This window comes from Sinorhizobium chiapasense (assembly GCF_045277575.1).
Classification (GTDB): domain Bacteria; phylum Pseudomonadota; class Alphaproteobacteria; order Rhizobiales; family Rhizobiaceae; genus Ensifer; species Ensifer chiapasense_A.
The window spans coordinates 3,119,302-3,145,869 of the sequence record NZ_CP144205.1 but is presented as its reverse complement, the minus strand read 5'-3'; the positions used below and the strand labels follow the sequence as shown (position 1 = coordinate 3,145,869).

The window sequence follows — 26,568 nt, the reverse complement described above, 5'->3', positions numbered from 1 at the left end:
GGTCAAACCGGCGGAGCAAGCGTGATCGGCGTTCCATCGAAGAAGCGCGAGAGCCGGAATGGCGTCGGATCGACGATCGGTTTCTTTCCGGTCACGAGATCGGCGACGAGATGGCCGGCACCGGGGCCGATGCCGAAACCGTGGCCCGAAAATCCCGTCGCGATTATGAGACCCGGAACGGCGGGCGAGATGACGGGCACGGCGTCGGGCGTCACGTCGATCAGGCCCGCCCAGATCTGCTGCACCTTGGTTTCGCGCAGGAACGGGAAGGCCTTGCCGGCGGCGTTCAGTGCCTTGAGCGCCCGGCGCGAATCCGGGTTGGGATCGAGCACGCGGTGCCGCTCGAACGCGCCGGGTCGGTCGAGCGGCACGGAACCGATTTCGAACAGTTCGTTCCAGCTCTGGGCGCTGATGCCCACCTGGACAGCCTCGCCCTCGGCCTTTCGCGCCGGCTGGAAATCGCGGAAGAAGGCGAAGCTATCGGGCACGATCGCATGCAGGTTGGCGGCACCGTCGGCAATCGTGTAGCCGCCGTCGAGCCGCTTGCGATAGGCATAGGTCGCCGTTGCGCCGGCCCCCTCGGGACCGCCGGAAACGGGCCGGGTTCTCAGCACCGTATTGCGGACTTTCAGTTGCGGCAGGCGGATGCCAAGGCCTTTGAGGAACAGCCGAGACCAGGCGCCACCGGCGACAACCATCGTCGACGTTTCGATGCGACCCTTCTCGGTCACAACCGCGGAGATCCGCCCGGCGGCCTTCTCGACGCCGCGCACAGCGCAGCCGGTCAAGATGCGGGCACCGGCGCGGCGGGCGCCGGTAACGAGCGCCGGCACTGCCTTCTGCGGTTCGGCCCGACCATCGCTCGGCGTGAAGAGCGCGCCTTCATAACGGATTGCGGCACCGGGCATCGCGGCCCCGGTGGCGTCAGGGCCGAGTTGTTCACTATCGACGCCGTAGGGCTTTGCCATGGCGAGCCAGGCGTCGCGATTGGCGACGTCGCGCTTGTTCTCGGAGATGTAGAGAATGCCGCTGCGGCGAAAGCCGGTCTCGCCGCCAATGCGGGCGTCGAGCGTGTCCCAGATCTTCAGCGCCTCGATTGCCAGCGGGATCTCGCGTTCGTCGCGGCCCATGACCCGCACCCAGCCCCAGTTGCGGCTCGACTGCTCCGCTCCGGGCATGCCCTTCTCGCAGAGAACGACGTCAACGCCGCGTTCGGCGAGGAACAGAGCGGTGCTGACGCCGATGATGCCGCCGCCGACGATGACGACGTCGGCCTTGGCGGGCAAGGTGGTATCGGTTGCGATGGGATCGAGCGTCGGACCGGGCATGGAGAAGGTACTTTCGGACAGGACTTGTCGGGATCATCGGTGCATGTCGAAGGCGCGAGATCAAGACCCGCTATCTGGCCATTGCTCGAAAGCTTGGGTTTGCCGGCTCACTTTGCTTCCGAAAGCTGGTCCGGCTCGTCACCGGGCGGACTTCCGGTTTGCTCGGCGAGCTTCTATGCTCGCCCGCATGAGTGAGAGCCGCCCCGATCTTCGCACCGTCCTGCGCATCGATTTTCCGCCCGCCGACCGGCTCGGTCGCGGCAAGATCATGCTGCTCGAGCTGATCCGCGAGACCGGATCCATCTCGGCTGCCGGGCGGGCGATGGATATGTCCTATCGCCGCGCCTGGCTGCTGGTCGATGCCTTGAACCGGATGTTCAGCGAACCATCGGTCGATACGCAGCGCGGCGGCAAGCAGGGTGGGGGAGCACTGGTGACGCCGTTCGGCGAAGAGCTGATCCGACGCTACCGGCAGATGGAAGAAAGGGCGCAAGCCGCGATCGCCGAGGATCTCGCCTGGCTCGAGTCCGTCCGCGGCGGCGATGGATCGTCCGATACTGCCTACGTTGTTTCCAAGAAGGCCTAGTGATCGATCGCTACGGACTTGATGATGGCATAGACCGTCTTGCCCGGAACGAGCTGCAGCGTGTCGCGTGAAAAGCGGGTAATGCGGGCGGCAATCGTCGCGTCGCCGCAATTCACCCGGACATCGATGCTGCCGTCTTCCTCGGTCGAGATCGCAAGGATTCGCCCTTCGAGCACGTTCAGCGCACTGATCTCCACCGGTCTTGATGTCGCCAGCATGACGTCGCGCGCGGCAATATGCAGGCGAAGCCTGCTGCCAGGTGTGGCGCTGACGCCAGCAATGCGCAGCCGTTCCCGCCCGACCCGGACGGTCGTCAACTCGTGGGACGGATCGGTTCCCTCTACCTCGCCCTCAAGCAGCACGCCGGCCTCGCGCCGGCCGGTGGCGAGCGTGGCGGCGGGGGCGCTCAACACCTCAGCGGCCGCGCCCGATGCCGTGACCCGACCATTTTCGAGCACCACGACGCGCCGCGCCAGCCGGGCGACTTCGCTGACGGAGTGGCTGACATAGACGATCGGAATGCCGGTATCGTCACGCAGCCGTTCGAGATAAGGCAGGATCTCCGCCTTGCGCGCCTCGTCGAGGGCGGCAAGCGGTTCGTCCATCAGCAGCAGGCGCGGTGCCGCCAGCAGGGCGCGACCGATCGCGACGCGCTGTCGTTCGCCGCCGGACAGGGCTGAAGGGTTGCGATCGAGCAGGTGGCCGATGCCGAGCATGTCGACGATGCGTGTGAAATCGCTACCGCCACTCTTGCCGGCGAACCAGCGGCCATAGGCGAGGTTGTGGCGAACACTCAGGTGCGGAAAGAGCCGCGCCTCCTGGAAGACGTAGCCGAAGCGGCGGCGATGCACGGGAGTAAAGATCCGGCGCTCGCTGTCGGCGATGACGTCGCCGTCGAGTACGACGCGGCCGCTTTGCGGCTTCAGCAGCCCGGCGATGATGTTGATGAGCGAGGTCTTGCCGGAGCCGGAGCGGCCGAACAGTGCGGTCACGCCGCCGTCGGACGTAAAGGCGGCATCGAGCGCGAAATGGCCGAGTTGGTGGCGGGCTTCGACGGTGAGGCTCATGGGGCCGCCACCCGTCTGGCGGCAAGTGCCGCCAGCAGTTCGGAAAAGATCAGGGCGGCCATGGAGATGATGATCGAAATGATCGTCAGCCGCATGGCGCCGGCATCGCCGCCCGGCACCTGGGTGAAGATGTAGATCGCCGAGGATATGGTCTGCGTCTCGCCGGGAATGTTGGAGACGAAGGTGATCGTCGCGCCGAACTCGCCCATTGCCTTGGCGAAGGCGATGATCATGCCGGCGATGATGCCGGGGATGATCAGCGGCAGTGTAATCGTGACGAAGACCCAGGGCGGGCTGGCGCCAAGCGTGGTCGCCGCGTCTTCCAGCTTACGGTCGACCGCCTCGATCGACAGGCGGATGCTGCGCACCATCAGCGGAAAGGCCATGACGGCGCAGGCAAGCGCCGCCCCCGTCCAGCGGAAGGAAAAGACCAGGCCGAAATAATCGGCGAAGAAGGCGCCGAGCGGTCCGCGGCGACCGAAAAGCAAGAGAAGGAGGAAGCCGGTGACGACGGGCGGCAGGATCAGCGGCAGGTGAACGAGGCCGTTCAGCAGCGTCTTGCCCCAGAAGCGGCCGCGGGCGAGCAGCATGGCGACAGCGAGCGCGAAGGGCAGGCTGCAGATCATTGCGACGGTTGCGACGCGCAGGCTCAGCATGATCGCCGTCCATTCCGCGTCGCTCACTGCAAGCCAGTCCAATGGATATCGCTCCCCGATACGCGGCCGGCAGGATGTGGCTATCCGCCTAAGTCCGCCCCTGCCTCTGACCCATGATTGCGTCGCCCGCGTTTGGGCGCGGGCGACGCGTGACGATAGATGCTTCGCCTGCTTCTGGACAGGCGAGATCCAGCGTCGTTCCAGGCTGATTACTTGAGGACCGTGAAGCCCTGCTTTTCGAAGAGGGCGGCTGCCTTGGCCGACTTGACGAAGTCGACATAGGCGGCGGCATCCGGGTTCTTGCTTTCGGCGGTGATCGCGATCGGATAGACGATCGGCGGATGGCTGTCTTCGGGGAAGGTTCCGACGACCTTCACGCCCGGGTCAGCCGCGGCGTCGGTCTGGTAGACGATGCCGTAAGGCGCTTCGCCGCGAGAGACGAGGAGGAGGGCAGCGCGAACGCTTTCGGCGCCGGCGACCTTGGGTTCGACGGCCTTCCAGGCGTCGAGCTTTTCGAGCGCGGCCTTGCCGTATTTGCCGGCGGGAACGGAATCGACTGCGCCCATGGCGAGGCGACCGTCGCCGAGGATGCCTGCGAGATCGAAGCCCTGCTTGATCTCCACCGGTGCCGCATCCTGCTTGCCGGAGACGAGCACGATGCGGTTGCCGAGCAGGTTCGACCGGGTGTCGTCCTTGATCAGCTTCTTGTCGGCGAGATAGTCCATCCAGGCAAGATCGGCGGAAATGAAGACATCGGCCGGGGCGCCCTGTTCCACCTGCTTGGCGAGCGCGGAGCTGGCAGCGTAGGAGGCGGTCGTTTGCTTGCCGCTTTCCTTCTGCCACTCGGCATTGATCGCATCGAGTGCGTTCTTCAAGCTCGCGGCGGCAAAAACCGTCACCTTCTCGTCAGCCCGCGCGGCTGCCGGCATCACGGTGCTGCCGGCCCAGGCGAGGCCGAGTGTCAGCACCAGGCCCCTCAGCCAGTCTCTTCTCTTGATCATCGATTTCCCTCCAACGAAGCGTGATATCTCTCAGGATACAACGGTGTCGCCTCCTGATTACCGTTGTATTCTTTGAAATACAATGCTCTTGAGCGAGGTTAGTGATCCGCATGGAAGGCGCGCCGATAGATCGGGCAAAACCCGTGCAACACCCGACGGACGCGGGCGATAGTCCTTGCGATGACGGTCGGGCGGCCTAAATTGCTGGCTTCGAAGCAAAAAGATGGACCGGAGGTGTGATGGAAACGGCGGTGAAGCTCGAAGAGAGCTGGAAGGCAGCGCTGGCGCTGGAGTTTTCCAGCGCCTATATGGCCGACCTCAAGCAGTTCCTCGTTGCCCAGAAGAGCGAAGGCCGGCAGATTTTTCCGCGCGGTGCCGAATATTTTCGTGCCCTCGACCTGACGCCGCTCGACAAGGTGCGCGTCGTCATCCTCGGCCAGGACCCCTACCATGGCGACGGCCAGGCGCACGGGCTGTGCTTCAGTGTCCGCCCCGGCGTCAGAACGCCGCCCTCGCTCGTCAATATCTACAAGGAACTGAACACCGATCTCGGCATTCCGCCGGCGCGGCACGGCTTTCTCGAAAGCTGGGCGAAACAGGGCGTACTGTTGCTGAATAGCGTGCTGACGGTGGAGCGCGGGCTTGCGGCCTCGCATCAGGGACGGGGCTGGGAGCGGTTCACCGACGCGATCATCCGCGCCGTCAATGAGGCCGACCATCCCGTCGTCTTCATGCTCTGGGGTTCCTATGCGCAGAAGAAGGCGGCTTTCGTCGACCGCTCGCGCCATCTGGTGTTGCGAGCCCCGCATCCCTCGCCTCTGTCCGCCCATTCCGGTTTTCTCGGTTGCCGACATTTCTCCCAGGCCAATGCCTTCCTGGAATCCAAGGGCTTCGACCCGATCGACTGGCGCTTGCCCGACAATCCGGTCGCGGCCGAGATCAATTGAGGTCGGTCTTGGCCTGACGCGGATGGCGGTCTCGCTGTCGCGCTGAGGTCTTGCGCCGACGGCGACGATGCGCCTAAGACGCCCAGGACAGGAATGGTGGAGGCGGGCATGCGCAAAATTCTGATCATCGGCATCGGTTCCGGCAATCCGGAGCACATGACGGTGCAGGCGATCAATGCGCTGAACCAGGCCGATGCGCTCTTCATCCCGACCAAAGGGGCGAAGAAGACCGAGCTTGCCGAAGTGCGCCGCGACATCTGCGCCCGATACGTGACGCGCAACGACAGCCGCACCGTCGAATTCGCCGTGCCGGTACGCCGCACCGAGGGCGTGAGCTACGACGGCAGCGTCGACGACTGGCATCAACAGATCGCAGCGATCTACGAAAGGCTGCTTGCCGACGAGTTGGGCGAGGAGGGAACCGGTGCCTTCCTCGTCTGGGGCGATCCGATGCTCTACGACAGCACCATCCGAATCGTCGAGCGGGTCAAGGCGCGCGGGCAGGTTGCCTTCGATTATGACGTCATCCCGGGGATCACCAGCCTGCAGGCGCTCTGCGCCAGCCACAGGATTCCGCTGAACCTCGTCGGCAAGCCGGTGGAAATCACCACCGGGCGCCGGCTGCACGAGAGCTTTCCCGAGAGGAGCCAGACCTCCGCCGTCATGCTCGACGGCGAGCAGGCGTTCCAGCGGATCGACGATCCGGATGCGGAGATCTATTGGGGTGCCTATCTCGGCACGCCGGACGAGATCGTCATTTCCGGCCGCCTTGCCGAGGTGAAGGACCGGATCCTCGAAACCCGGGCGGCGGCGCGTGAGAAGATGGGATGGATCATGGATATCTACCTGCTTCGCAAGGGCGCCGATTTCGAGGAGTGACGAGGCGGGCAGATCCGCGTCGCGTTTGATCTCACTCAAGGTTTGCCGCCGTGTTATAGCGTCTGTAGAGGCGTCTTCAGGGATGACGGATTTGATGATCAGTTGTGCCGTGCCATCGACCGGAGTAAACGGTGCCGCCGCCTCGATGCGGCGCGGCGCCTGTCCGTCGCTCGCCGCGCCGATGCAGACCGGCGATGGCCTGCTCGTGCGGCTCAGGCCCGATGACGACAGTCTGACCATTCCCAAGGTCCTGGCGCTTGCAGCAGCGGCTGAAACCTTCGGCAACGGCATCATCGAGATCACCGCGCGCGGAAACCTGCAGCTGCGCGGCCTGAGCGATGAGACGGTGCCGGCCCTGGCAAAGGCGATCGGCGATGCCGAGATCGCGATCGCCGAAGGACTGGCGATCGAGGTTCCGCCGCTTGCCGGTATCGACCCGGCAGAGATTGCCGATCCCCGTCCGATCGCGGCGGCTCTTCGCGGGGTCTTGCAGGTGCACCGGCCGTCCTTGAAGCTCGCACCCAAATTGTCCGTCGTCATCGACGGTGGCGGCCGCTTCGGGCTCGATGCCGTCGTGGCCGATATTCGCCTTCAGGCGCTTTCGACGCCGGAAGGTGTCGTTTGGCTGCTGTCGCTTGGCGGGACCGCAGCGAGGGGAGCCATTGTCGGCGTGCTGGACGGCGACGCGATGGTCCCGGCGCTGATCGCCATTCTGGAGACGCTTGCGGACCTTGGCACGACCGCGCGCGGACGCGATCTCGATCCCGCCGAAGTTCGCGCCCTTTGTCGTTGCGAGGGGCATTCCGAGCCTCCAGCCGCCCAAATCTCGGCCGCGATACCCGGCATTCACGAGCTGGGGCACTCCGAAGCGGTTCTTGGACTCGGCCTCGCATTTGCGCAGGTGGAGGCAGCAGTGCTCATCTCCTTCCTCCATCAGGTCAAGGCGCTCGGCGCCACTGCGATCCGGTTGGCGCCGGGGCATGCCTTCTTCGTGCTCGGTCTGATGCGCGAGGCGGCAGCCGCGGCCCAGGGCCTGGCAGCGGCACTCGGCTTTCGCATCGCTGCCGAGGACCCGCGCAACGCGATCGCGACCTGCGCCGGCAGCAAGGGCTGCGCCTCCGCGCGGATGGAAACCAAGGCGATGGCGCAGTGTCTCGTCGAGGTGGCGCCCGAGTTGCTCGACGGCTCGCTCACCGTCCATCTTTCCGGCTGCGCCAAGGGGTGTGCCCGGCCGAAACCGTCGGAATTGACGCTGGTCGGTGCGCCATCAGGATACGGGCTTGTCGTAAATGGGGCTGCCAACGGCTTGCCAAGCGCCTACACCGATGAGAATGGAGTGAAATCCGCGCTCGCCCGGCTCGGCCGGCTGGTGCGGCAAAACAAAGACGCTGGCGAATCGGCGCAGTCCTGTCTTACACGGCTCGGAGCTGCGCGCGTCTCGGCAGCGTTCGAACAGGGATAGACATGCCTGAGTATGATTACATTCGCGATGGCAACGCCATCTACGAGCGTTCCTTCGCCATCATCCGCGCGGAGGCCGATCTCTCGGGCTTCTCCGACGAGGAAGCGGATCTTGCGGTACGCATGGTGCATGCCTGCGGCTCCGTCGAAGCGACCAAGCAGTTCGTCTTCTCTCCTGATTTCGTGACCTCGGCTCGCGCAGCACTGAAGGCCGGTGCGCCGATCCTCTGCGATGCCGAGATGGTCGCTCACGGTGTCACCCGCGCGCGGCTGCCGGCCGGCAACGAGGTGATCTGCACGCTGCGCGATCCGCGTACGCCTGGGATTGCTGCGGAGATCGGCAATACGCGGTCCGCGGCGGCGCTGAAGCTCTGGAGAGAGCGTCTGGCCGGATCGGTCGTGGCGATCGGCAACGCTCCGACGGCCCTGTTCTTCCTGCTCGAAATGCTGCGCGACGGCGCGCCGAAGCCGGCGGCGATCCTCGGCATGCCCGTCGGTTTCGTCGGTGCTGCGGAATCGAAGGATGCGCTGGCCGAAAATTCCTATGGCGTTCCCTTCGCCATCGTCCGCGGCCGCCTCGGCGGCAGCGCGATGACGGCGGCGGCGCTGAATTCGCTCGCGAGGCCTGGCCTGTGAGCGGCGCCGGCGTGGGGCGCCTGATCGGCGTTGGAACCGGCCCGGGCGATCCGGAGCTTTTGACGGTCAAGGCGGTGAAGGCGCTCGGCGAGGCCGATGTGCTTGCCTATTTTGCCAAGGCCGGGCGCAGCGGCAACGGCCGCGCGGTCGTTGAGGGCCTGCTGAAGTCGGATCTCGTCGAGCTGCCGCTCTACTATCCGGTGACGACCGAAATCGACAAGGACGACGGCGCCTACAAGAGCCAGATCACCGATTTCTACAACGCGTCCGCGGAAGCCGTGGCGGCGCATCTTGCCGCCGGACGCACGGTCGCGGTGCTCAGCGAAGGCGATCCGCTGTTCTACGGATCCTACATGCATCTGCATGTGCGGCTGGCCAACCGCTTCCCGGTCGAGGTGATCCCCGGCATTACCGCCATGTCCGGCTGCTGGTCGCTTGCCGGCCTGCCGCTGGTGCAGGGCGACGACGTGCTTTCCGTGCTTCCGGGCACGATGGCCGAAGCCGAGCTCGGCCGGCGGCTCAAGGATACCGAAGCCGCCGTGATCATGAAGGTCGGGCGCAACCTGCCGAAGATCCGCCGGGCGCTTTCCGCCTCCGGCCGTCTCGACCAGGCCGTCTATGTCGAGCGCGGCACCATGAAGAACGCAGCGATGACGGCGCTTGCGGAAAAAGCCGACGACGAGGCGCCCTATTTCTCGCTCGTGCTCGTTCCCGGCTGGAAGGACAGGCCATGACCGGTACGCTCTATGTGGTCGGCACCGGTCCGGGCAGCCCGAGGCAGATGACGCCGGAAACGGCCGAGGCGGTTGCGGCGGCTGAAGAATTCTACGGATACTTCCCGTATCTCGATCGGCTGAACCTGCGCCCCGACCAGGTGCGCGTCGCCTCCGACAATCGCGAGGAGCTCGATCGGGCGCAGGTGGCGCTGACGCGGGCCGCTGCCGGGGTGAAGGTCTGCATGGTCTCCGGCGGCGATCCGGGCGTCTTTGCCATGGCCGCCGCCGTCTGCGAGGCGATCGACAAGGGGCCTGCGGAATGGAAGTCGGTCGAACTGGTGATCACGCCCGGCGTGACCGCCATGCTCGCGGTTGCCGCCCGCATCGGCGCGCCGCTCGGCCACGATTTCTGCGCGATCTCGCTTTCCGACAACCTGAAGCCCTGGGAGGTCATCACCCGGCGGCTCAAGCTGGCGGCGGAAGCAGGGCTCGTGATCGCGCTCTACAATCCGATCAGCAAGGCGCGCCCGTGGCAGCTCGGCGAAGCCTTCGAGATCCTGCGTGGCGTTCTGCCCGCAACCGTTCCGGTGATCTTCGGACGCGCCGCCGGGCGGCCGGACGAGCGGATGACGGTGATGCCGCTCGGCGAAGCCGATGCCAACCGCGCCGACATGGCGACCTGCGTCATCATCGGTTCGCCGGAAACGCGCATCGTCGAGCGTGAAGGGCAGCCGGATCTCGTCTACACGCCGCGCTTTTATGCGGGAGCGAGCCAGTGAGCGATGCGGTCGAGCGCCTCGTCGCAACTGCCTGTTGTCGGCACGTCCGCGGGCTTGCGCCGCTCGACCATGATCACCTCGATGCCAAGCCGGCGCGCCGCGGCGATCTTGCCATAGGTGGCGCTGCCACCGCTGTTCTTGGCGACGATCACGTCGATGTGCCGGCTTTTGAGCAGCGTGGCTTCGTCGCCTTCCGCGAAGGGGCCGGTCGCCAGGATTGCCTCCTGGTCCGGCAGGTTCAACGGCGGGGTCACCGGATCGACACTGCGGATGACATAGCTGTGCTGCGGCGCGGCTTCAAAGTGGAAGGCCTCCTGCCGGCCGATGGCGAGGAAGACACGGCGCGGGCGAGCGCCCAGCGCGCTCACCGCCTCGACGACGCTGCCGACCGAATTCCAGCGGTCGCCGGGCAAGGACTGCCATTCCGGTCGCCGGAGCGCCAGAAGCGGAACTCCGGTTCGTTGCGCTGCTTCGGCGGCATTGTGCGAAATGCGCGCGGCAAAGGGGTGGGTCGCATCGACCAGCAACGCGATGTTTTCGTCGCGCAGGAAATGCGCCAGCCCGTCGGCGCCACCGAAGCCGCCGATGCGGGTCTTCACCGGCTGCGGCTTCGGGTCGGCGGTGCGACCGGCCAGCGAGATTGCGGTGTCGTAGCGGACGTCTTCGGCCAGTCGGCGCGCGAGCTCGCGCGCCTCGGTGGTGCCGCCCAAAATCAGGATGCGAGGTTTTTCCATGGCTGACGTGTCGAACGGCGATCCCGGCATCGTCTCCCCCTGGCTGACCGTCATCGGTATCGGTGAAGATGGTGTAGCGGGTCTCGGCGACGAGGCCAAGCGGCTGATTGCCGAGGCGCCCGTCGTCTATGGCGGCCATCGCCATCTGGAGCTCGCCAAGCCGCTGATCAAGGGCGAGGCGCACAATTGGCAGAGCCCGCTCGAACGCTCGGTCGTGGAGATCGTCGCGCGCCGCGGCATGCCCGTCGTGGTGCTCGCCTCGGGCGACCCGTTCTTCTTCGGCGTCGGCGTGACGCTGGCGCGCCGGATTGCCTCGGCCGAAATCCGTACGCTGCCGGCGCCCTCATCGATCAGCCTTGCGGCCTCGCGCCTCGGCTGGGCGCTGCAGGAGGCGACACTCGTCTCGGTGCACGGGCGCCCGCTCGATCTGGTGCGGCCGCACCTGCATCCGGGCGCACGCGTCCTGACGCTGACGTCGGACGGAGCAGGCCCCAGGGATCTTGCCGAGCTTCTGGTCGCCAGCGGCTTCGGTCAGTCGCGGCTGACCGTGCTCGAGGCGCTCGGCGGCGCCGGCGAACGGGTGACGACGCAGATCGCGTCGCGTTTCATGCTCGGCCTCGTCCATCCTCTCAATGTCTGTGCCATCGAGGTGAGCGCCGAGGAGGGTGCGCGCATCCTGCCGCTCGCAGCCGGTCGCGACGACGCACTGTTCGAACATGATGGGCAGATCACCAAGCGGGAGGTGCGGGCGCTGACGCTCTCGGCTCTCGCGCCGCGCAAGGGCGAATTGCTCTGGGATATCGGCGGTGGCTCAGGCTCGATCGGCATCGAATGGATGCTGGCCGACCCCACCATGCAGGCGATCTCCATCGAGGTGTCGCCGGAGCGGGCCGCTCGCATCGGCCGCAACGCGATGATGTTCGGCGTGCCCGGGCTGACGGTGGTCGAAGGCGAGGCGCCGGCAGCGCTTGCCGGCCTGCCGCAGCCGGATGCGATCTTCATCGGCGGTGGTGGCAGCGAAGGCGGCGTGATGGCGGCGGCGATTGCAGCACTTGGCCCCGGCGGACGGCTGGTTGCCAATGCGGTGACGACGGATATGGAGGCGGTGCTGCTCGATCATCACGCGCGGCTCGGCGGAACGCTGATCCGCATCGATATCGCCAGGTCTGGTCCCGTCGGCGCGATGACCGGGTGGCGGCCGGCCATGCCGGTGACGCAGTGGTCGTGGATTAAGAGCTAGAGCAATACCAGCAAAAGTGCGAAGCGGTTTTGCGTCCGGAACTGCGGGAAATAAAGAAAGAGCGACACATGACGGTACATTTCATCGGCGCCGGCCCGGGGGCCGCGGATCTGATCACGGTGCGCGGGCGCGACCTGATCGGGCGTTGCCCGGTCTGCCTCTATGCCGGCTCGATCGTTTCGCCGGAACTCCTGCAATATTGCCCGCCCGGTGCCCGCATCGTCGATACGGCGCCGATGTCGCTCGACGAGATCGAGGCCGAGTATGTGAAGGCGGCAGCCGACGGCGTGGATGTGGCACGGCTGCATTCCGGCGACCTTTCGGTATGGAGCGCGGTCGCCGAACAGATCCGCCGGCTGGAGAAACATGGCATCGCCTATACGATGACGCCCGGCGTTCCGTCCTTTGCTGCTGCGGCAGCGGCGCTCGGCCGCGAATTGACCATTCCGGCGGTCGCCCAGAGCCTGGTGCTGACCCGCGTTTCCGGCCGCGCCTCGCCGATGCCGAACAGCGAAACGCTTTCCGCCTTCGGTGCCACCGGCGCAACTCTGGCCATCCATCTCGCCATCCATGCCCTTCAACAGGTGGTCGAGGAACTCACGCCGCTTTATGGCGCCGATTGCCCCGTTGCGATCGTGGTCAAGGCGTCCTGGCCGGACGAGCGGGTGGTGCGCGGCACGCTCCGCGACATTGCCGCCAAGGTCGCGGAAGAGCCGATCGAGCGCACGGCGCTGATCTTCGTTGGTCCCGGGCTCGAAGCTTCCGATTTCCGCGAGAGTTCGCTCTACGACCCAGCCTATCAGCGGCGCTTCCGGGGGCGTGGCGAGTAGGCCAGAAATTCAAGCGCTGTCAGCGGCTTTCCGCGCCGCTCAGCGGCTTGAAACTACTCTGCCGGTTCTTCTCTCGGCGGCCGCTGCTTGAGCGGGACGCCGCGTTTTTCCTTGACCCGATCGCGGTAGAGCGCAGCCTGGCCGAGCAGCATCAGCGTCATCGGTGTGGTGACGAGGACGAAGACGATGATCAGGATCTCGTGGAACACCCAGCGGCTCTGCAGCACTGCGAAGCAAATGATCGAGGCGGTGCAGATCATGAGTACGCCACCGCTCGTCGCCAACGTCGGCGCATGCAGGCGTTCGTAGAAGCTGGTAAACCGCAGAAGGCCGACCGAGCCGATCAGGGCGATTGCAGCGCCCAGAACCGTCAGTCCGCAAACGAGGATGGCTGCCCACAGAGGAAGATCGGTAAGATGGTTCATTCGATGATCTCCCCACGCATCAGGAATTTGCCGAAGGCAATCGAGGAAACGAAGCCGATCAGCGCGACGATCAACGCCGATTCAAAATAGATCGAGTTTGCGCTGCGGATGCCGAAGGTAAGCAGCATCAGCATCGCGTTGATGTAGAGCGTGTCGAGGCCAAGGATGCGGTCCTGGGCGCGCGGGCCCCTCACCATGCGGAAGAAGGCGAAAGCCATCGCCAGGCCGAGCATGATCTGGGCAATCAGGATCGACCAGATGATTGAAAGTTCCATCATCCGAATATCTCCTTCAAGGCAGCCTCGTAGCGTTTGACCGTATCGATCCAAACGCGCTCGTTCTCCATGTCGAGCACATGGAAGAGCAGGGACTTGCGGCGGCGGTCGTATTCGAGCCAGGCCGTTCCGGGCGTCGCGGTGATGACGCAGGCAAGCAGGGCCAGCGCGTTCTCGTCATCGAGATCGAGGTCGACAGTGAGGAACCCTGAACTCGGCGGTCGGCGTCGGCCGCGCAAAATGACGGCGATGACGGCAAGGTTGGAGCGGACAATGTCGAGTGCAACGGCAAAGCCGAAGCGTAGCGTCAGGAGGATCCGGCGCGGATGGGAATGGGCGGGGCTGAGTTTCAGCGTCACCCAGCCGAGACCGGTCGCCAGGATCGTGCCCATGACGAATGTGCCGGGGGCGACCGATTGATTGAGCAGCAACCAGATGAGGAGCAGGGCAATCGACAGCAGCGGATAGGGGAGCCAGGTGCGCATCGTTGACTAGCCTCCCGCCCGGGGTGCCGTGAGCACCTGCTCGGTGTAGCCGGCCGGATCGAACAGCGAATCCGCCGTCGCCTGCATGTAGCGCATCGCCGGACCGGCCTGTACGCTGAGGAATATGCAGGTGGCGAGCAACACGACGACGGGTGTGATCTCGATGACGACGACGCGCGGCACGGTGTTTTCGATCGACGCCCAGAAGGTGCGGATGCCGACGCGGTTCATGGCGATCATCGCTGCCAGCCCGGAGACGATCAGCAGCGTGACATAGGTCCAGTCGGCCGTGGAAATCGCCGGGGCGGCTTCGGTTCCCGAGAGGCCGAAGAGACCGCCGAGGATCGCGAATTTGGCAACGAAACCCGAGAGCGGTGGCAGGCCGGCAAGCAACAGGGCGCAGAGGCAGAAGCAGAGGCCGAGGATCGCCATGGTCCCAGGGATTGCCGCGCCGACCACTTCTTCCTCCTCGTCCTCGTCGGCGTCGCCATAGGCTTCCATCGTCACCGCGAGAACGTCGGCGCCGGCATCGCGGCCGCGCTCGACCAGCTCGATCAAGAGGAAGAAGGCGGCGATGGTGAGCGTCGAACTGACGAGATAGAAGAGTGCGCCTGCGATCATGCCGGGATGGCCGAGGCCGATCGCAGCGAGCAGGGTGCCGGAGGAAACGAGCACCGAATAGGCGGCGAGCCGGCCCATGGCCTGCGAAGCGAGCACGCCGATGGCGCCGAAGGCGATGGTCAGCAGGCCGCCCGCAAGCAGGATCGGCTGACCGAAGCCTGCAGAAGCCCCGGCGCTCGCGCCGAAGACCAGCAGCGAAAGCCTGAGGATAACGTAGATGCCGACCTTGGTCAGGACCGCGAAGACGGCGGCGACCGGCGGCGTTGCGGCGGAATAGGCCGTCGGCAGCCAGAAACTCAAGGGCCACATGCCGGCCTTCACCAGGAAGGCGACGCCAAGCACGCCGGCGCCGACCTCGACCATCTGGCGATCATCCGGCGAGAGTGTCGCCAGTTTCATCGAGAGATCGGCCATGTTGAGGGTGCCGGTTGCGCCATAGATCAGGCTGACGCCGATCAGGAAGAGCGACGAGGCGGCGAGGTTGATCGCGACGTAATGCAGGCCCGCCTTGACACGGAGCGGCCCGGAGCCGTGCAGCAGCAGGCCGTAGGACGCGGCCAGCATCATCTCGAAAAAGACGAAGAGATTGAAGAGGTCACCGGTGAGGAACGAACCGTTGAGACCGGCGATCAAAAGCTGGAACAGCGAATGGAAATGATGGCCGGCCGTGTGCCAGCGCGCGATCGAATAGGCCTGGGCGGCAAGCGCCAGTCCGCTGGTCAGGCACAGCATCAGCGCTGAAAGGCGGTCGAGCACCAGGACGATGCCGAAAGGGGCCGGCCAGTTGCCGAGCTGATAGACGCCGCTGCCGGCGGGCGCTCCGTCCACCGAGGCAATACGCATCAGCACCATCGAGAGCACGAAGAGTGCGAGCGTCGAGACGAAGCCCATCACGCCCTTCATCAAGCGGTTGCGCTCGTCGATCGGAATCATCGCGGCACCGACCATCAGCGGCACCAAGATTGGCAGAATCAGCAGGTGGTGCATCCAGTTAGTCATGGCGCTGCTCCCGACCGTCGACATGGTCCGTACCGGTGAAGCCGCGCGAGGCGAGCAGCACGACGAGGAAGAGCGCCGTCATGGCGAAGCCGATGACGATCGCGGTAAGCACGAGCGCCTGCGGCACCGGATCGGTGAAGCGGCTGAGATCGCCGATGCCACCGGGTTCCAGCACCGGCGGCGCGTTTACCCGAAGACGCCCCATGCCGAAGATGAAGAGGTTGACCGCATAGGAGAGCAGCGAAAGCCCGATGATCACCTGATAGGTACGTGGGCGCAGCAGTAGATAGACGCCGGATGCCGTAAGCACGCCGATGGCGGCCGAGAGAATGATCTCCATCAGCGGGCCTCCTTTCCGCTCCGCATGGCGCGGGCATGGGCCCGCGGCGCGCGGATCGACTGGTGGGCGAGCGCGATGAGGATCAGCACCGTCGCGCCGAGCACCAGCGAGAAGACGCCGAGATCGAAGAACAGGGCGCTCGCCAGCGGGAACTTCCCGACGATCGGCAGTGTGGCGTACTGGGCATGCGAGGTCAGGAACGGATAGCCGAAGAGCCAGGAACCGATGCCGGTGGCTGCGGCGACCAACAGCCCGATGCTCATCCAGCGCAAGGGATGGATGCGCAGCCGTTCCTCGACCCAGCGCGTGCCACCGGACATGTATTGCAGGATGAAGCCGATCGACATGGCGATGCCGGCGGCAAAACCGCCACCCGGCAGATCATGGCCGCGCAGGAACAGATAGGCGGCCAGCATGCCGATGACCGGGAACATCCAGCGCATGATGACCGAGGGCACGAACAGGTATTCGGCGACGCTGTCGCCCTTGTTGCGATCCGGGTGATCGTCGTCGAAGGCATTCTGGACACGTTGCTGTTCGGGCGCCTCCAGGCTGTCGGCCTGCGGGCGGAAGCGCAAGAGCAGGGCGAAGACCGTCAGCGCGACGATCGCCAGAACGCCGATTTCGCCAAGCGTGTCGAAGCCGCGGAAGTCGACGAGGATGACGTTGACGACATTCGTGCCACCGCCCTCCTTGTAGGCGCGCTCGAGGAAGTAGCTGGCGATTGTCTCGGGCAGCGGACGGGTCATCATCGTATAGGCGATGAGCGCCACGCCGCCGCCGGCGGTGATCGCCAGCAGGAAGTCGCGCAGGCGCCGGAAGCGGACCTGCAGCGAAAGCAGCTCCGATTCCTGCGTATCCTCGATGCGCTTCGGCAGCCAGCGAAGACCGAGCAGGATGAGGACCGTCGTGACGATCTCGACGAGGAGCTGGGTCACGGCAAGGTCGGGCGCCGAAAGCCAGACGAAGGTCAGGCAGGTGGTAAGACCGGCGCCGCCGAGCAGCACGAGCGCAGCCAGCCGGTGGAATTTCGCGAGAAGCGCCGCGCCGATCGCACAGGCAATGCCGACGGCCCAGAGCAGGGCGAAGGCTGGATCGATGCTGCGCACGAGAAGCGGCGGCATTTCGTAGTGGCTGAGAAGCAGCGGCAGGGCGGCGGCGGCGATGGCGATGAAGACGAGGAAACGCATCTGCGGCTGCAGCCGTCGCGTGCCGAGACGTTGTTCGAGTGAACGCGCCCATTTCCACGAGAGCGTCACCAGCACGCGCTCGAAGATGCGCTGGCCGTGCAGCAGGCGGAAGATCGGCGGGCCTTCGATGCTGGTCGCAAGGTAGTTGCGCATCAGGAAATAGAGACCGACGCCGCCCGCCAGCGCGACGAAGCTCATGATCAGGGGCAGGTTCCAGCCGTGCCAGACGGCGAGGCTGTACTGCGGCGTGCTGGCGCCGAGGATGGCGACGACCGCCGTGTGCAGGAACGGTCCGATGGTGATCGCCGGGATGATGCCGACGACGAGGCAGGCGAGCACCAGGAACTCGATCGGCGCGCGCATCCAGCGCGGAGGCTCGTGCGGCACCTTCGGCAGATCCTCCGGGGGCTTGCCGTAGAAGACGCTGTGGATGAAACGCAGCGAATAGGTAACCGCGAACATGCCGGCGAGCGTCGCGACATAGGGGGTCATCGTGTCGAGGATGTTGGCCTGGTGCGTTTCGATCGCTTCGGCGAAAAACATTTCCTTGGAGATGAAGCCGTTCAAGAGCGGTACGCCGGCCATGGCCGCACTCGCGACCATGGCGAGCACGGCTGTTCCAGGCATGTAACGGATCAGCCCGCCGAGCTTGCGCATGTCGCGCGTTCCAGTCTCGTGGTCGATGATGCCGGCTGCCATGAACAGCGACGCCTTGAAGGTGGCATGGTTGACGATGTGGAAGACCGCGGCGACGGCTGCAAGCGGGCTGCCAAGGCTCAGGAGGACCGTGATCAGGCCGAGATGGCTGATGGTGGAATAGGCGAGCAGGCCCTTCAGGTCCTGCTGGAAAATGGCGAAATAGGCGCCGAGCAACAGCGTCGAAAGCCCGGCCAGGCCAACGATCCAGAACCAGGCCTCGGTGCCGGCCATGACCGGCCAGAGGCGCGCCAGTAGGAAAACGCCGGCCTTCACCATCGTCGCCGAGTGCAGATAGGCCGAGACCGGCGTCGGCGCGGACATCGCATGCGGCAGCCAGAAATGGAACGGGAACTGCGCACTTTTCGTCAGCGCCCCGAGCAGAACCAGGATCAGTACCGGCATGTAGAGCGGCGAGTTGCGGATCAGATCGCCCGAGGCGAGCACGACGTCGAGATCGTAGCTCCCGACGATGCGGCCCATCAGCAGGAGGCCAACGAGCATGCAGAGACCACCGGTGCCGGTAATGGTCAGTGCCATGCGCGCACCGTCACGGGCATGGGCATTGTGATGCCAGTAGCCGATCAGCAGAAAGGAAACGATGCTCGTCAGTTCCCAGAAGACGGCAAGCAGAATGAGATTGCCTGAAAGCACTACGCCGAGCATCGAACCCATGAAGGCCAGAAACAGCGCCAGGAAGCGCGGCACCGGGTCCTCTGCGGCCATGTAATAGCGCGCATAGAGCACGACGAGAACACCGAATGCGGTGACGAGCACCGTGAACAGCCAGGCGAAGCCGTCCATCCGGAGCGTGAAATTGAGGCCGAGCTCAGGAAGCCAGGCGATGTCGTAGCGCAGCACGCCGCCGGAGGTGACGAAGGGATAGAGGCCGGCGGCAACGAGGAAACACAGGAGCGCGATCGCTCCCGCAAACCAGGCTGTCGCACCACGTTGATCGGGCGGAAAGAAGATTGCAAGGAGGCTTCCCGCAAATGGGGCGAGAATGAAGACAGAAAGCAATTTTCCCGCGTATTCGATCGTACCGTTCCCTTCGTTCGGGTTTCATGGAGAGCGGGCACCAGAGCGCCGTGCTTTCAAACGAATGCACAGGGGACGCACCAGGATGTTGAATCTAGAGCATCTTTTCCGCTTCAGTGGGTTGCACTTGCAGCGGGACGCCCTAGAGGCCCGAAAGGGCGGTCGCATCAGCGACTGCCGCAGATGATGCCGCCGGTCCCGAGAAATGGAGGCAGGCAATTGTTTTTATGGCGATTCGCGGCAGGGCTGCCAAGCCTTGCCCCTGCGAAAAATGTACGCACCGTGTTTTTTGCAGCGGGCGGACGTGTTTCTCAGGCGGCGAGCCAGCGACGCTCGAAGGCGAAGGTGGCAAGGTCGTTGGCGTTCATCGGTCGCGCGAAGGCGTAGCCCTGCAGCCCGTGGCAGCCGAGTTCCTTCAGGATATGGGCGTGTTCCAGCGTCTCGACACCCTCGGCGATCACTTCGATGCCGAGCGACGTGCCGATGTCGATGATCGACTCGACAAGCCGCTTTTCGGTGGGCGACTCGCGGATCGGCAGGACGAGCTGGCGGTCGATCTTCAACCGCCGCGGGGTCAATTTCAAAAGGCTCAGGATCGAGGCATAGCCCGTGCCGAAATCGTCGATCTCGATGTCGATACCGAGTTCCTTGATCCGCCGGATGTTGGAGAGCACGGTCATGTCGCTCTCGTCGAAGGAGATCGATTCCAGCAGTTCGAAAGACAGGCGGCCGGCCGGAATCTGCAATTGTTCGAGACGATCGATCAGGTTTTCATCGTGAAGGCGCGCATAGGACAGATTGACCGAGACCTTGGGAATATGGATGCCATTGGCCTCCCAGCGATAGATCTGGAACAGCGCTTGTTCCAGGATCGCCTGGTCGATCGACGCGACGACGTTGATGTCTTCCGCTGTCTTCAGGAACGCGTGGGGGCCGAGCAATCCCTTGAACGGATGATCCCAGCGAGCCAGTGCCTCGACGCCGATGATATCGAGCGATCGTGGGCAGAACTGCGGCTGGAAATGCGCGATGAACTCATTGTGCTCCAGCCCGCGAAGGATCTCGTCGGCCGTCTGCTTCGTCTTGAAAACGGCCGTCTTCAGCTCGCCCGTGAATGTCTCGTGCCGGTTGCGGCCGCGACGCTTGGCTTCGTAGAGTGCAATATCGGCATTGACCAGCACATGCGACAGGTCATCCGTTGCCTTGGTCTGGGCCGCAATGCCGATGCTGACGCCGATGCGGCACTCCTGGTCCTTGTAGCGAACGGGCACGCTCATCGCCTCGATGATGCGGGAAGCGAGTGTGGCGTCCGGTTCTGCCCCGCCATCCTGGCGAACGATGACGAATTCGTCGCCGCCGATGCGAGCGACGAAGTCCTTGGCATCCGCATTGCCGCGCAGCAGTTCGGCGGCGTGGCGCAGGATCTCGTCACCGGCGGCGTGGCCGAGCGTATCGTTGATCTGCTTGAACCGGTCGAGGTCCATATGGAAGATACTGAGCCTTGCCTCGGGCATGAAATGCCTGTCGCGCTCGGCCAGGACCTGGTCGAGGAAGCGGCGGTTCGGCAGGCCGGTCAGCGGATCGTGCAGGGCATTGAATTCCATGCGATGACGCGCCGCCTCGAGTTCGACGCTGTGCGCCTCGGCCATCCGCTTGGCTTCGAACAGGGTTTCGCGGGTCTCGAAGTCGGCGGTGACGTCCCAGTTGACTCCGACGACCTTCCTCAAGCCATCGGCGCCGGTATAGGCGGAGCCGATCGCGCGAATGTGTCGCACACTGCCGTCGGCGAGGCAGATGCGGAAGTCCGAATTGTAGGCGTCGCCGGTCTCGAGCGCTTCCATGAATTCGGCCTCGGCACGCCGGAGATCGTCGGAATGTAGCGCGCTCCTCCAATCCTCATAGGTCTCGCTTGTGGAACCGATGCGGCCGTAGAGTTCCCGCATCCGGTCGTCCCAAATCAGCTTGCCGCTGGCGATGTCGAGTTCCCAAATGCCGATCTGCGAGGAGTCCAGCGCGATTTTCAGGCGATGGGATAGTTCCTGCAGTTGCGCCTTGCTGTGCCTGAGCGCGCGAATGTTGCTCTGCCGCTCGCTCATCAGACGGCCGGTCAACACCATCGGCAGGATGATCATCAGGCCGCCGAGAATGATCAAGCCGCGGATGAACCAGGCATTGCCAGCCGTCGCCGGCCATCCACCCTTGGGAACGGCTGCAATGCGCCAGCAGCCGCCAGGCAAGAGCACGGTCATCTCGACCGGCGAATGCTTGAAGATTGCCGGGTCGCCGAAGAAGACTGGTCCCTTTGCGCCTGTCCCGTCGCGTCCGGCTATGGCGATATCTATGCCGGGCTGCTTCGAATAGAGCCCGCTGTCACGATAGAGGCGATCGATGTCGATGATGGCGGAGACGATGCCCCAGAAGCGGTTACTGCTGCCGCCGGCGTCGATCGATACCGGGAACCGGCCGATCAGTCCCCGCCCGCCCTGGACGAGGTCAACGGGGCCGGCAAGGACCATCTGGCCGGTGTCCTTCACCCGCATGACGGCCGCGCGCTGCGCCTCATTCCTGCGGTAATCGAGCCCCAGCGCCTTCTCATTTCCTTCGAGCGGGTAGACGAGCGAGACGATGAGGTTCGGCGCCGCGGCGATGCTGCGCAGTTGCGAGCGTTCGGTGAAGATGCTGCGCGAGAGCGTAGCGAAACGTTTCTGATCCATGCCGGGCTCGGTGACGAGCGTGCCGATCAAGCCGCGCACCAACTGGATGTTGCCGTTGACGTTGGCCTCGAGTTTGGCGCGGATGGGATTGAGCTCTTCAGCGACCCGCGCGCGCAGGCGTGCCTCAGCCACCACCTGGTTCTGATTGTCTGCGAGGATGCCGGCCACCAGGACCACGAAAGCCGCTATGACCGCCGGAAGGTAACTTGGCGCTAAACTTCTGGAGAGCCTCTTCATTCCGAGGTTGAAAGCATGTCTGGCAGGCACAAATCACCCCGGTGGCACGCGAATGGCTGTGTGTATCGACCGGGATGATCCCAAAAGGGTCTTAACAATTCTTGTTTTAGGCGGCTCTTTTATACGAGGTTCCGCACTCAGTCGCCCTTGCGCTCGGGCAGCTTCTTGCGCTTGGTCTCGGCAAGTTCCTTGAGTTCGCTTTCGCTCATGGATTTTTCCATCCCGCGGGACGCGCCCTTGAGGCTGGATTTCTTGATCTCTCCGCGCTTTGCGGCAAGGGCCGCACCGGCTGCCTGCTGCTGAGCCTTCGACTTGGCTGGCATGGAACACCACCTTTCCGTTGATAGCCTTCTCCCAACGCGCGGCCATCGCCGGTGTTCCCAGATTTCCGGACGGATCACGATCCTACGGGCTCTCCCGCGCTTCGATCATCGCCTGCAGCGTCTCCAGGCGATCGGCGTCGCGCGGCAGCTTGTCCTGCCGAAGGCGGGCTATGCGCGGAAAACGCATCGCCACGCCGGATTTGTGCCGCGTCGAGCGATTGATGCCCTCGAAGGCGACTTCGACGACGAAACCGAAATCGGGCTCGGCGCGCACGGCCCGGACCGGCCCGAAGCGCTCGATCGTGTTGTCCCTGACGAAGCGGTCGAGAACCTCCAGCTCGGCGTCGGTGAAGCCGAAATAGGCCTTGCCGACCGGCACGAGCGTCTCCTTCCCGTCGACCGTGGTCCAGACGCCGAAGGTGTAGTCGGAGTAGTAGCTCGAGCGTTTGCCGTGGCCGCGCTGCGCATACATCAGCACCGCGTCGATGTTGAAGGGCGCACGCTTCCACTTGAACCAGGGACCTTTGACGCGGCCCGGCGTATAGGGCGAATCGAGCCGTTTCAACATGATGCCTTCGATGACCGGATCGGGCGGGTCGGCGCGCAGCCGATCAAGCTCGTCCCAGGACGAGAACGGCACCAGCGGCGACAGGTCGAAATGCTGCGGCGAGGCATGTTCGACCAGATCGGCAAGCATTGCCCTTCTTGCGACGAAGCCTTGCGGGCGAACGTCCTCTTCGCCTGAAAACAGAATGTCATAGGCGCGGATGAAGGCAGGGTAGGCTTCGAGAAGCTTGTGGCTGACGGTCTTGCGGTTCAGGCGCTGTTGCAGATCGGCAAAGCTCCGGGTTGCGCGATTGGTGCGCGCCGTGCCGCCGACGAGCAGTTCGCCGTCGATGACGCCGGTGAAGTCCGCTGCTTCCAGCACATCGGGAAAGGCGCCGGAGATCTCGTCGCCGCTGCGGGAGTAGAGCCGGCGCGCGCCGCCGATATTGGCAAGCTGCACCCGGATCCCATCCCACTTCCATTCGGCGGCGAAGTCCCTGGGGTCGAGCGCGTCGAGATCGCCTTCGCCGACGGGATTGGCAAGCATGACCGAATGGAAGACGGCCGGCGTCGAAAGCGCAGGTTTCTCGGCCTCGCCCGAAAGCCAGCGGAAGAGCGGCAGATAGGGCGGCGACAAGCCGTGCCAGAGCGTCTCGATCTCGGCGACATCCTTGCCGCCCATCTCGGCGAGCGCCTGCTTGGCGAGCTTCGCCGATACGCCGATCCGCAGGCCGCCGGTCACCAGCTTGAGAAAAGCGAAGCGCGCGGAAGTGTCCAGATGGTCGAGCATGTCACGCACGACGCTGCGCGCGTCGGCGCGGCCGGTCATCTGCAGGCGCTCGATGGCTTCACCGAGTGGAATATCCGATGCAATGGTGCCGGCCGGCGGCTCCCAGACGAGCGAGATCGTTTCGGCCAGGTCGCCGACATAGTCGTAGGAATACTGGAACAGCACGGCGTCCATGCGTTCGAGCGGTAGGTCGCGGATCATCGCGGGCTTGACGGTGTTCAGCGACAAGGTGCCGGCGATGGCCGCAAGTGCGTAGCCGCGGCTCGGATCCGGGGCGGTCCGGAAGTAATCGGCCAGCAGGCGGATCTTGGCGTTGCGCTGCGGGCTTAGAACGAGACGGTCGAGCAGTTCGGCAAAGGCACGCATCCGTCACTCTCCCTCGTCGTCGTAGCCGACGAGGTGCAGCGGACGGGCCGCTATGCCCTGAAGCTCGCACCAGCGCACCAGCGCTTCCTCACGCCCATGCGTGACCCAGACTTCGCCCGGTGCGATCTCGGTGATCGTCGCCGTGAGCTCGGCCCAGTCGCAATGGTCGGAGATGACGAGCGGCAGTTCGACGCCGCGCTGCTTTGCTCTTTGACGGATCAGCATCCAGCCCGACGCGAAGATGGCGATCGGATCGGCGAAGCGCCGCGACCAGCGATCGGCGAAGGCGGCAGGCGGGCCGATTACGATCGTGCCCCTGAAATCCTGCTTTTCGTCTGCGGCGAGCGTTGCCGGACGCAGTTCGCCGAGGTCGATGCCCTGGCTCTGGTAGTAGTCGCAGAGCCGCTGCAGCGCGCCGTGGATGAAAATCGGCTCGTGGTAGCCCGCTTCGCGCAGGAGCGCGATGACGCGCTGCGCCTTGCCGAGCGCATAGGCGCCGACGGCGTGGGTCCGTTCGGGGAATTGTGCAAGCGACGTCAGCAGCTTGCGCGTCTCGGCCCGGTCCTCCGGATGATGGAAGACCGGCAGGCCGAAGGTCGCTTCGGTGATGAAGACGTCGCAGGCGACCGGTTCGAAACCGGCACAGGTCGGGTCCCGCCGCCGCTTGTAGTCGCCGGAGACGACGATGCGGGTGCCGTTGGCGCGGACGGAGATCTGTGCCGAGCCGAGCACATGGCCCGCCGGATGGAAGCCCACCTCGACACCGTTCAGCGTCAGCCTCTGCCCGAGTTCGATCGCCTGGCTCGTGCCGCAGAAGCCATCGCCGTAGCGAATGCGCATGATGTCGAGGGTTTCGCGGGTGGCGAGCACCTGGCCGTGGCCGGCGCGGGCATGGTCGGAATGGCCATGGGTGATCAGCGCCCGTTCGACCGGCTGCACCGGGTCGATGTAGAAGTCGCCGATCTGGCAATAGAGACCCTTGGGGGCGGGATAGAGCAGGGCGTCCGGTTTCATGGACATAAAGATAGCCGGCGAACGCGTGTCCGCCAGCCATCTTGTTCAAGTTTTTCAAGGCACAACGTCGGTCGCGCCTCGGCAGGTTCAGCCGTTCAGGACCAGCGTGTCGCTGATCAGCTTCAGCGTACGGGCGGCATCGATGTCGATGCAGGCCTTCTGGCTCGGCAGATCGTCCCAGGGGCTCGGCGGGAAGAGCCGGTTGTCGGGCGCTTGGATCGTCTGGCCGTCGGCAATGCCGCCGCAGACGACGCGGATCGAGCCGCTTCTGACGGTGAAGAGCTCGGGCGCCACGACATAGGCGCAGGCGCAGCTGTCATGCACGACCATGCCGTCGGGCACGTGCTGCTCGTAGAAGGTGACGTAGAACTTCGAGATGTCGGCGAGCAGTTTGCCGGCTTCGCCGCCGTGCTCGGCGATGTCGGCGATCATCGCCTTGGTCATCACCGTCTTGGTGGTGACGTCGAGACCGACGACGGTGACCGGCCACGGGGCGGTCATCACCACGTCAGCGGCTTCCGGGTCGCCGTGGATGTTGGCTTCGGCCGCCGGGGTGATGTTGCCGTTGACGTCGAAGGCGCCGCCCATGATGACGACTTCGCGCACGAGTGCGGCAAAATCCGGATCCTCGCGCAGGGCCAGCGCCAGGTTGGTCATGCGGCCAACCGCGATCAGCGTCACTTCGCCCGGATGGGCGCGGACCGTATCGATGATGAAGCGGTGCGCCGGGCGCGGGTCGATCGGCAGGTCGACCGTCTCGGGGACGTCGATGTTGCCGAGGCCATCGTCGCCGTGGATGAAGGTCGGCCAGCCGACATGCGGGCGGTCGGGGTTGAAGGTCTTGTCGAGGCCCTTGGCAACCGGTGCATCGATGCCCCAGCGCTGCTTCAGGAACAGGGCGTTGCGCGTGGTGGTTTCGACCGAGGCGTTGCCGAAGACAGTGGTGATACCGATCAGGTCGATGGCCGGATGCCGATGCAGGAAAAGCAGCGCCATCGCATCGTCGATGCCCGGGTCCGTATCAAATATGACTTTGTGCATTTTCGTTCTTCTTTTCTTGTTCTTGTGTTTGACGGCCCGCAATGGAGGCAAGATGGCCGTGAAAGTCAATCTCCCTCCCGGCCGCTTGGGCGAAGACAGAGCGCCTTCCCGGCGCGTTTCCGTGGGAACATCGCTGCCCGGGCGGACATGGCAAGCTCCTTCACATGGATGGGAACCGCTCATCCAGTGTCAACCGGGAGGTCATGTCATGCATAAGCTGGTACTCGTTTCGATGATCGTCATCACCGCGGCCACGTCGTTTGCCGCTCCATCCTTTGCCCAAAGCGCCGGCGGCAAGGGCCGCGGCGGCGGTGGCGGGCACAGCTCTTCCGATAGCAGCGATTGGTATCCCGGCATCGGCTCCTTCACGCATGGCAACGACAACTACAACCGTCGCCGTCCCAGGGTGATCCTGACGAAATCCGGGGCCTATTGCGTTGAAAACCGGCGGTGGGTGGATGCGTCAGGGACCGTGCACGTCTCGTCCTACCGCGAGTGCCGCAACCGCGTGGACATCGCGATCGATTGAGCAACGCCAACAGGCGACAGCGATGCGCAGGCGGATCATCGCCTGCGCATCGCTGTGTTGATTCCATGACCGGGCTGGT

General features: G+C 64.8%; 26 protein-coding genes. 10 read left to right on the top strand and 16 right to left on the bottom strand.

The annotated features are described in order from the left end of the window. Positions 1–2: 2 nt before the first annotated feature. Entirely contained in the window at positions 3–1,328 is a 1,326-nt protein-coding gene (locus tag QM996_RS15215; RefSeq protein ID WP_500268187.1) for an NAD(P)/FAD-dependent oxidoreductase, read from the bottom strand. Positions 1,329–1,515: 187 nt separating this feature from the next. Here QM996_RS15215 and QM996_RS15210 point away from each other — a divergent pair, with 187 nt between their 5' ends. Continuing rightward, positions 1,516–1,914, top strand: a complete 399-nt coding sequence (locus QM996_RS15210; RefSeq protein WP_500268186.1) for a winged helix-turn-helix domain-containing protein — start codon at positions 1,516–1,518, stop codon at positions 1,912–1,914. Here the strand turns inward: QM996_RS15210 and modC are convergent. From modC to modA, 3 genes are all read right to left on the bottom strand, one after another. Further along, positions 1,911–2,981, bottom strand: a complete 1,071-nt coding sequence (gene modC / locus QM996_RS15205; RefSeq protein ID WP_500268185.1) for a molybdenum ABC transporter ATP-binding protein — start codon at positions 2,979–2,981, stop codon at positions 1,911–1,913. The two genes, QM996_RS15210 and modC, sit on opposite strands and share 4 nt — an antisense overlap. Beyond that, positions 2,978–3,679: a molybdate ABC transporter permease gene (gene modB / locus QM996_RS15200; protein WP_500268184.1), complete on the bottom strand. Its 702-nt coding sequence runs from the start codon at positions 3,677–3,679 to the stop codon at positions 2,978–2,980. Before modB ends, modC begins: the two co-directional genes overlap by 4 nt. Positions 3,680–3,846: 167 nt before the next feature. Then, the gene (gene modA / locus QM996_RS15195) at positions 3,847–4,638 is read right to left on the bottom strand and encodes a type 2 periplasmic-binding domain-containing protein (RefSeq protein WP_500268183.1); all 792 of its coding nucleotides are present in this window, start codon (positions 4,636–4,638) and stop codon (positions 3,847–3,849) included. A gap of 239 nt (positions 4,639–4,877) precedes the next feature. On the opposite strand from modA, the gene ung reads away from it, so the two are divergent. From ung to QM996_RS15165, 6 genes are all read left to right on the top strand, one after another. Continuing rightward, positions 4,878–5,585: a uracil-DNA glycosylase gene (ung, locus tag QM996_RS15190; RefSeq protein ID WP_500268182.1), complete on the top strand. Its 708-nt coding sequence runs from the start codon at positions 4,878–4,880 to the stop codon at positions 5,583–5,585. Positions 5,586–5,693: 108 nt separating this feature from the next. Then, positions 5,694–6,464, top strand: coding sequence for a precorrin 6A synthase (cobF, locus tag QM996_RS15185; RefSeq protein ID WP_500268181.1), 771 nt, complete (start codon positions 5,694–5,696; stop codon positions 6,462–6,464). A 94-nt stretch (positions 6,465–6,558) separates the two neighbouring features. Next, on the top strand, positions 6,559–7,926 hold the full coding sequence (gene cobG / locus QM996_RS15180) for a precorrin-3B synthase (RefSeq protein ID WP_500270326.1): 1,368 nt from the start codon (positions 6,559–6,561) through the stop codon (positions 7,924–7,926). A 2-nt stretch (positions 7,927–7,928) separates the two neighbouring features. After that, positions 7,929–8,561 (top strand): precorrin-8X methylmutase, encoded by a 633-nt coding sequence (locus tag QM996_RS15175; RefSeq protein WP_500268180.1) that lies wholly within the window; start codon positions 7,929–7,931, stop codon positions 8,559–8,561. Then, entirely contained in the window at positions 8,558–9,295 is a 738-nt protein-coding gene (locus QM996_RS15170) for an SAM-dependent methyltransferase (protein ID WP_500268179.1), read from the top strand. The genes QM996_RS15175 and QM996_RS15170 overlap by 4 nt, the downstream gene beginning before the upstream one ends. After that, positions 9,292–10,056, top strand: a complete 765-nt coding sequence (locus QM996_RS15165) for a precorrin-3B C(17)-methyltransferase (protein ID WP_500268178.1) — start codon at positions 9,292–9,294, stop codon at positions 10,054–10,056. Before QM996_RS15170 ends, QM996_RS15165 begins: the two co-directional genes overlap by 4 nt. Here the strand turns inward: QM996_RS15165 and QM996_RS15160 are convergent. Next, positions 10,035–10,790 (bottom strand): precorrin-6A/cobalt-precorrin-6A reductase, encoded by a 756-nt coding sequence (locus tag QM996_RS15160; protein WP_500268177.1) that lies wholly within the window; start codon positions 10,788–10,790, stop codon positions 10,035–10,037. The two genes, QM996_RS15165 and QM996_RS15160, sit on opposite strands and share 22 nt — an antisense overlap. Between QM996_RS15160 and cbiE the strand changes: the two genes are divergently transcribed. Beyond that, complete coding sequence (gene cbiE, locus QM996_RS15155; RefSeq protein WP_500268176.1) at positions 10,789–12,030, top strand: bifunctional cobalt-precorrin-7 (C(5))-methyltransferase/cobalt-precorrin-6B (C(15))-methyltransferase; 1,242 nt, start codon at positions 10,789–10,791, stop codon at positions 12,028–12,030. The two genes, QM996_RS15160 and cbiE, sit on opposite strands and share 2 nt — an antisense overlap. 68 nt (positions 12,031–12,098) lie before the next feature. Beyond that, positions 12,099–12,860 (top strand): cobalt-precorrin-4/precorrin-4 C(11)-methyltransferase, encoded by a 762-nt coding sequence (gene cobM / locus QM996_RS15150; RefSeq protein ID WP_500268175.1) that lies wholly within the window; start codon positions 12,099–12,101, stop codon positions 12,858–12,860. Positions 12,861–12,913: 53 nt separating this feature from the next. On the opposite strand, the gene mnhG is transcribed toward cobM, so the two are convergent. The 11 genes from mnhG to QM996_RS15095 form a co-directional block, all read right to left on the bottom strand. Further along, entirely contained in the window at positions 12,914–13,285 is a 372-nt protein-coding gene (gene mnhG / locus QM996_RS15145) for a cation:proton antiporter (protein ID WP_500268174.1), read from the bottom strand. Then, positions 13,282–13,563 carry a cation:proton antiporter subunit F gene (locus QM996_RS15140; RefSeq protein WP_500268173.1) on the bottom strand — a complete coding sequence of 94 codons (282 nt, stop codon included), beginning with the start codon at positions 13,561–13,563 and terminating at the stop codon, positions 13,282–13,284. Before QM996_RS15140 ends, mnhG begins: the two co-directional genes overlap by 4 nt. Then, a complete protein-coding gene (locus QM996_RS15135; protein WP_500268172.1) occupies positions 13,560–14,045 on the bottom strand; it encodes a Na+/H+ antiporter subunit E in 486 nt (161 codons plus the stop codon). Before QM996_RS15135 ends, QM996_RS15140 begins: the two co-directional genes overlap by 4 nt. A gap of 6 nt (positions 14,046–14,051) precedes the next feature. Then, the gene (locus QM996_RS15130) at positions 14,052–15,665 is read right to left on the bottom strand and encodes a monovalent cation/H+ antiporter subunit D (protein WP_500268171.1); all 1,614 of its coding nucleotides are present in this window, start codon (positions 15,663–15,665) and stop codon (positions 14,052–14,054) included. Then, the gene (locus tag QM996_RS15125) at positions 15,658–16,005 is read right to left on the bottom strand and encodes a cation:proton antiporter subunit C (protein ID WP_500268170.1); all 348 of its coding nucleotides are present in this window, start codon (positions 16,003–16,005) and stop codon (positions 15,658–15,660) included. The genes QM996_RS15130 and QM996_RS15125 overlap by 8 nt, the downstream gene beginning before the upstream one ends. Further along, entirely contained in the window at positions 16,005–18,911 is a 2,907-nt protein-coding gene (locus tag QM996_RS15120; RefSeq protein WP_500268169.1) for a monovalent cation/H+ antiporter subunit A, read from the bottom strand. The genes QM996_RS15125 and QM996_RS15120 overlap by 1 nt, the downstream gene beginning before the upstream one ends. 329 nt (positions 18,912–19,240) lie before the next feature. Beyond that, positions 19,241–21,880, bottom strand: a complete 2,640-nt coding sequence (locus tag QM996_RS15115; RefSeq protein ID WP_500268168.1) for a bifunctional diguanylate cyclase/phosphodiesterase — start codon at positions 21,878–21,880, stop codon at positions 19,241–19,243. 137 nt (positions 21,881–22,017) lie between these two features. Beyond that, on the bottom strand, positions 22,018–22,203 hold the full coding sequence (locus QM996_RS15110; RefSeq protein WP_247959850.1) for a DUF3008 family protein: 186 nt from the start codon (positions 22,201–22,203) through the stop codon (positions 22,018–22,020). 82 nt (positions 22,204–22,285) lie between these two features. Next, positions 22,286–23,905, bottom strand: coding sequence for an ATP-dependent DNA ligase (locus tag QM996_RS15105; RefSeq protein ID WP_500268167.1), 1,620 nt, complete (start codon positions 23,903–23,905; stop codon positions 22,286–22,288). A 3-nt stretch (positions 23,906–23,908) separates the two neighbouring features. Continuing rightward, positions 23,909–24,919 (bottom strand): ligase-associated DNA damage response exonuclease, encoded by a 1,011-nt coding sequence (locus QM996_RS15100; RefSeq protein ID WP_500270325.1) that lies wholly within the window; start codon positions 24,917–24,919, stop codon positions 23,909–23,911. Between the two features lie 87 nt (positions 24,920–25,006). Further along, positions 25,007–25,960, bottom strand: a complete 954-nt coding sequence (locus QM996_RS15095) for a nucleoside hydrolase (RefSeq protein WP_500268166.1) — start codon at positions 25,958–25,960, stop codon at positions 25,007–25,009. A 208-nt stretch (positions 25,961–26,168) separates the two neighbouring features. On the opposite strand from QM996_RS15095, the gene QM996_RS15090 reads away from it, so the two are divergent. Next, on the top strand, positions 26,169–26,489 hold the full coding sequence (locus tag QM996_RS15090; RefSeq protein WP_500268165.1) for a hypothetical protein: 321 nt from the start codon (positions 26,169–26,171) through the stop codon (positions 26,487–26,489). Positions 26,490–26,568 lie beyond the last annotated feature (79 nt).

Excerpts from the sequence above, each read along its gene's own strand:
- modC (WP_500268185.1), bottom strand. The coding sequence starts at position 2,981 with ATGAGCCTCACCGTCGAAGCCCGCCACCAACTCGGCCATTTCGCGCTC.
- QM996_RS15175 (WP_500268180.1), top strand. The coding sequence starts at position 7,929 with ATGCCTGAGTATGATTACATTCGCGATGGCAACGCCATCTACGAGCGT.
- QM996_RS15110 (WP_247959850.1), bottom strand. The coding sequence starts at position 22,203 with ATGCCAGCCAAGTCGAAGGCTCAGCAGCAGGCAGCCGGTGCGGCCCTT.
- QM996_RS15130 (WP_500268171.1), bottom strand. The coding sequence starts at position 15,665 with ATGACTAACTGGATGCACCACCTGCTGATTCTGCCAATCTTGGTGCCG.
- QM996_RS15105 (WP_500268167.1), bottom strand. The coding sequence starts at position 23,905 with ATGCGTGCCTTTGCCGAACTGCTCGACCGTCTCGTTCTAAGCCCGCAG.
- QM996_RS15210 (WP_500268186.1), top strand. The coding sequence starts at position 1,516 with ATGAGTGAGAGCCGCCCCGATCTTCGCACCGTCCTGCGCATCGATTTT.
- modA (WP_500268183.1), bottom strand. The coding sequence starts at position 4,638 with ATGATCAAGAGAAGAGACTGGCTGAGGGGCCTGGTGCTGACACTCGGC.
- mnhG (WP_500268174.1), bottom strand. The coding sequence starts at position 13,285 with ATGAACCATCTTACCGATCTTCCTCTGTGGGCAGCCATCCTCGTTTGC.
- ung (WP_500268182.1), top strand. The coding sequence starts at position 4,878 with ATGGAAACGGCGGTGAAGCTCGAAGAGAGCTGGAAGGCAGCGCTGGCG.
- cbiE (WP_500268176.1), top strand. The coding sequence starts at position 10,789 with ATGGCTGACGTGTCGAACGGCGATCCCGGCATCGTCTCCCCCTGGCTG.
- QM996_RS15090 (WP_500268165.1), top strand. The coding sequence starts at position 26,169 with ATGCATAAGCTGGTACTCGTTTCGATGATCGTCATCACCGCGGCCACG.
- QM996_RS15165 (WP_500268178.1), top strand. The coding sequence starts at position 9,292 with ATGACCGGTACGCTCTATGTGGTCGGCACCGGTCCGGGCAGCCCGAGG.
- QM996_RS15095 (WP_500268166.1), bottom strand. The coding sequence starts at position 25,960 with ATGCACAAAGTCATATTTGATACGGACCCGGGCATCGACGATGCGATG.
- cobM (WP_500268175.1), top strand. The coding sequence starts at position 12,099 with ATGACGGTACATTTCATCGGCGCCGGCCCGGGGGCCGCGGATCTGATC.
- cobG (WP_500270326.1), top strand. The coding sequence starts at position 6,559 with ATGATCAGTTGTGCCGTGCCATCGACCGGAGTAAACGGTGCCGCCGCC.
- QM996_RS15160 (WP_500268177.1), bottom strand. The coding sequence starts at position 10,790 with ATGGAAAAACCTCGCATCCTGATTTTGGGCGGCACCACCGAGGCGCGC.
- QM996_RS15140 (WP_500268173.1), bottom strand. The coding sequence starts at position 13,563 with ATGATGGAACTTTCAATCATCTGGTCGATCCTGATTGCCCAGATCATG.
- cobF (WP_500268181.1), top strand. The coding sequence starts at position 5,694 with ATGCGCAAAATTCTGATCATCGGCATCGGTTCCGGCAATCCGGAGCAC.
- QM996_RS15100 (WP_500270325.1), bottom strand. The coding sequence starts at position 24,919 with ATGAAACCGGACGCCCTGCTCTATCCCGCCCCCAAGGGTCTCTATTGC.
- QM996_RS15115 (WP_500268168.1), bottom strand. The coding sequence starts at position 21,880 with ATGAAGAGGCTCTCCAGAAGTTTAGCGCCAAGTTACCTTCCGGCGGTC.
- QM996_RS15125 (WP_500268170.1), bottom strand. The coding sequence starts at position 16,005 with ATGGAGATCATTCTCTCGGCCGCCATCGGCGTGCTTACGGCATCCGGC.
- QM996_RS15215 (WP_500268187.1), bottom strand. The coding sequence starts at position 1,328 with ATGCCCGGTCCGACGCTCGATCCCATCGCAACCGATACCACCTTGCCC.
- QM996_RS15135 (WP_500268172.1), bottom strand. The coding sequence starts at position 14,045 with ATGCGCACCTGGCTCCCCTATCCGCTGCTGTCGATTGCCCTGCTCCTC.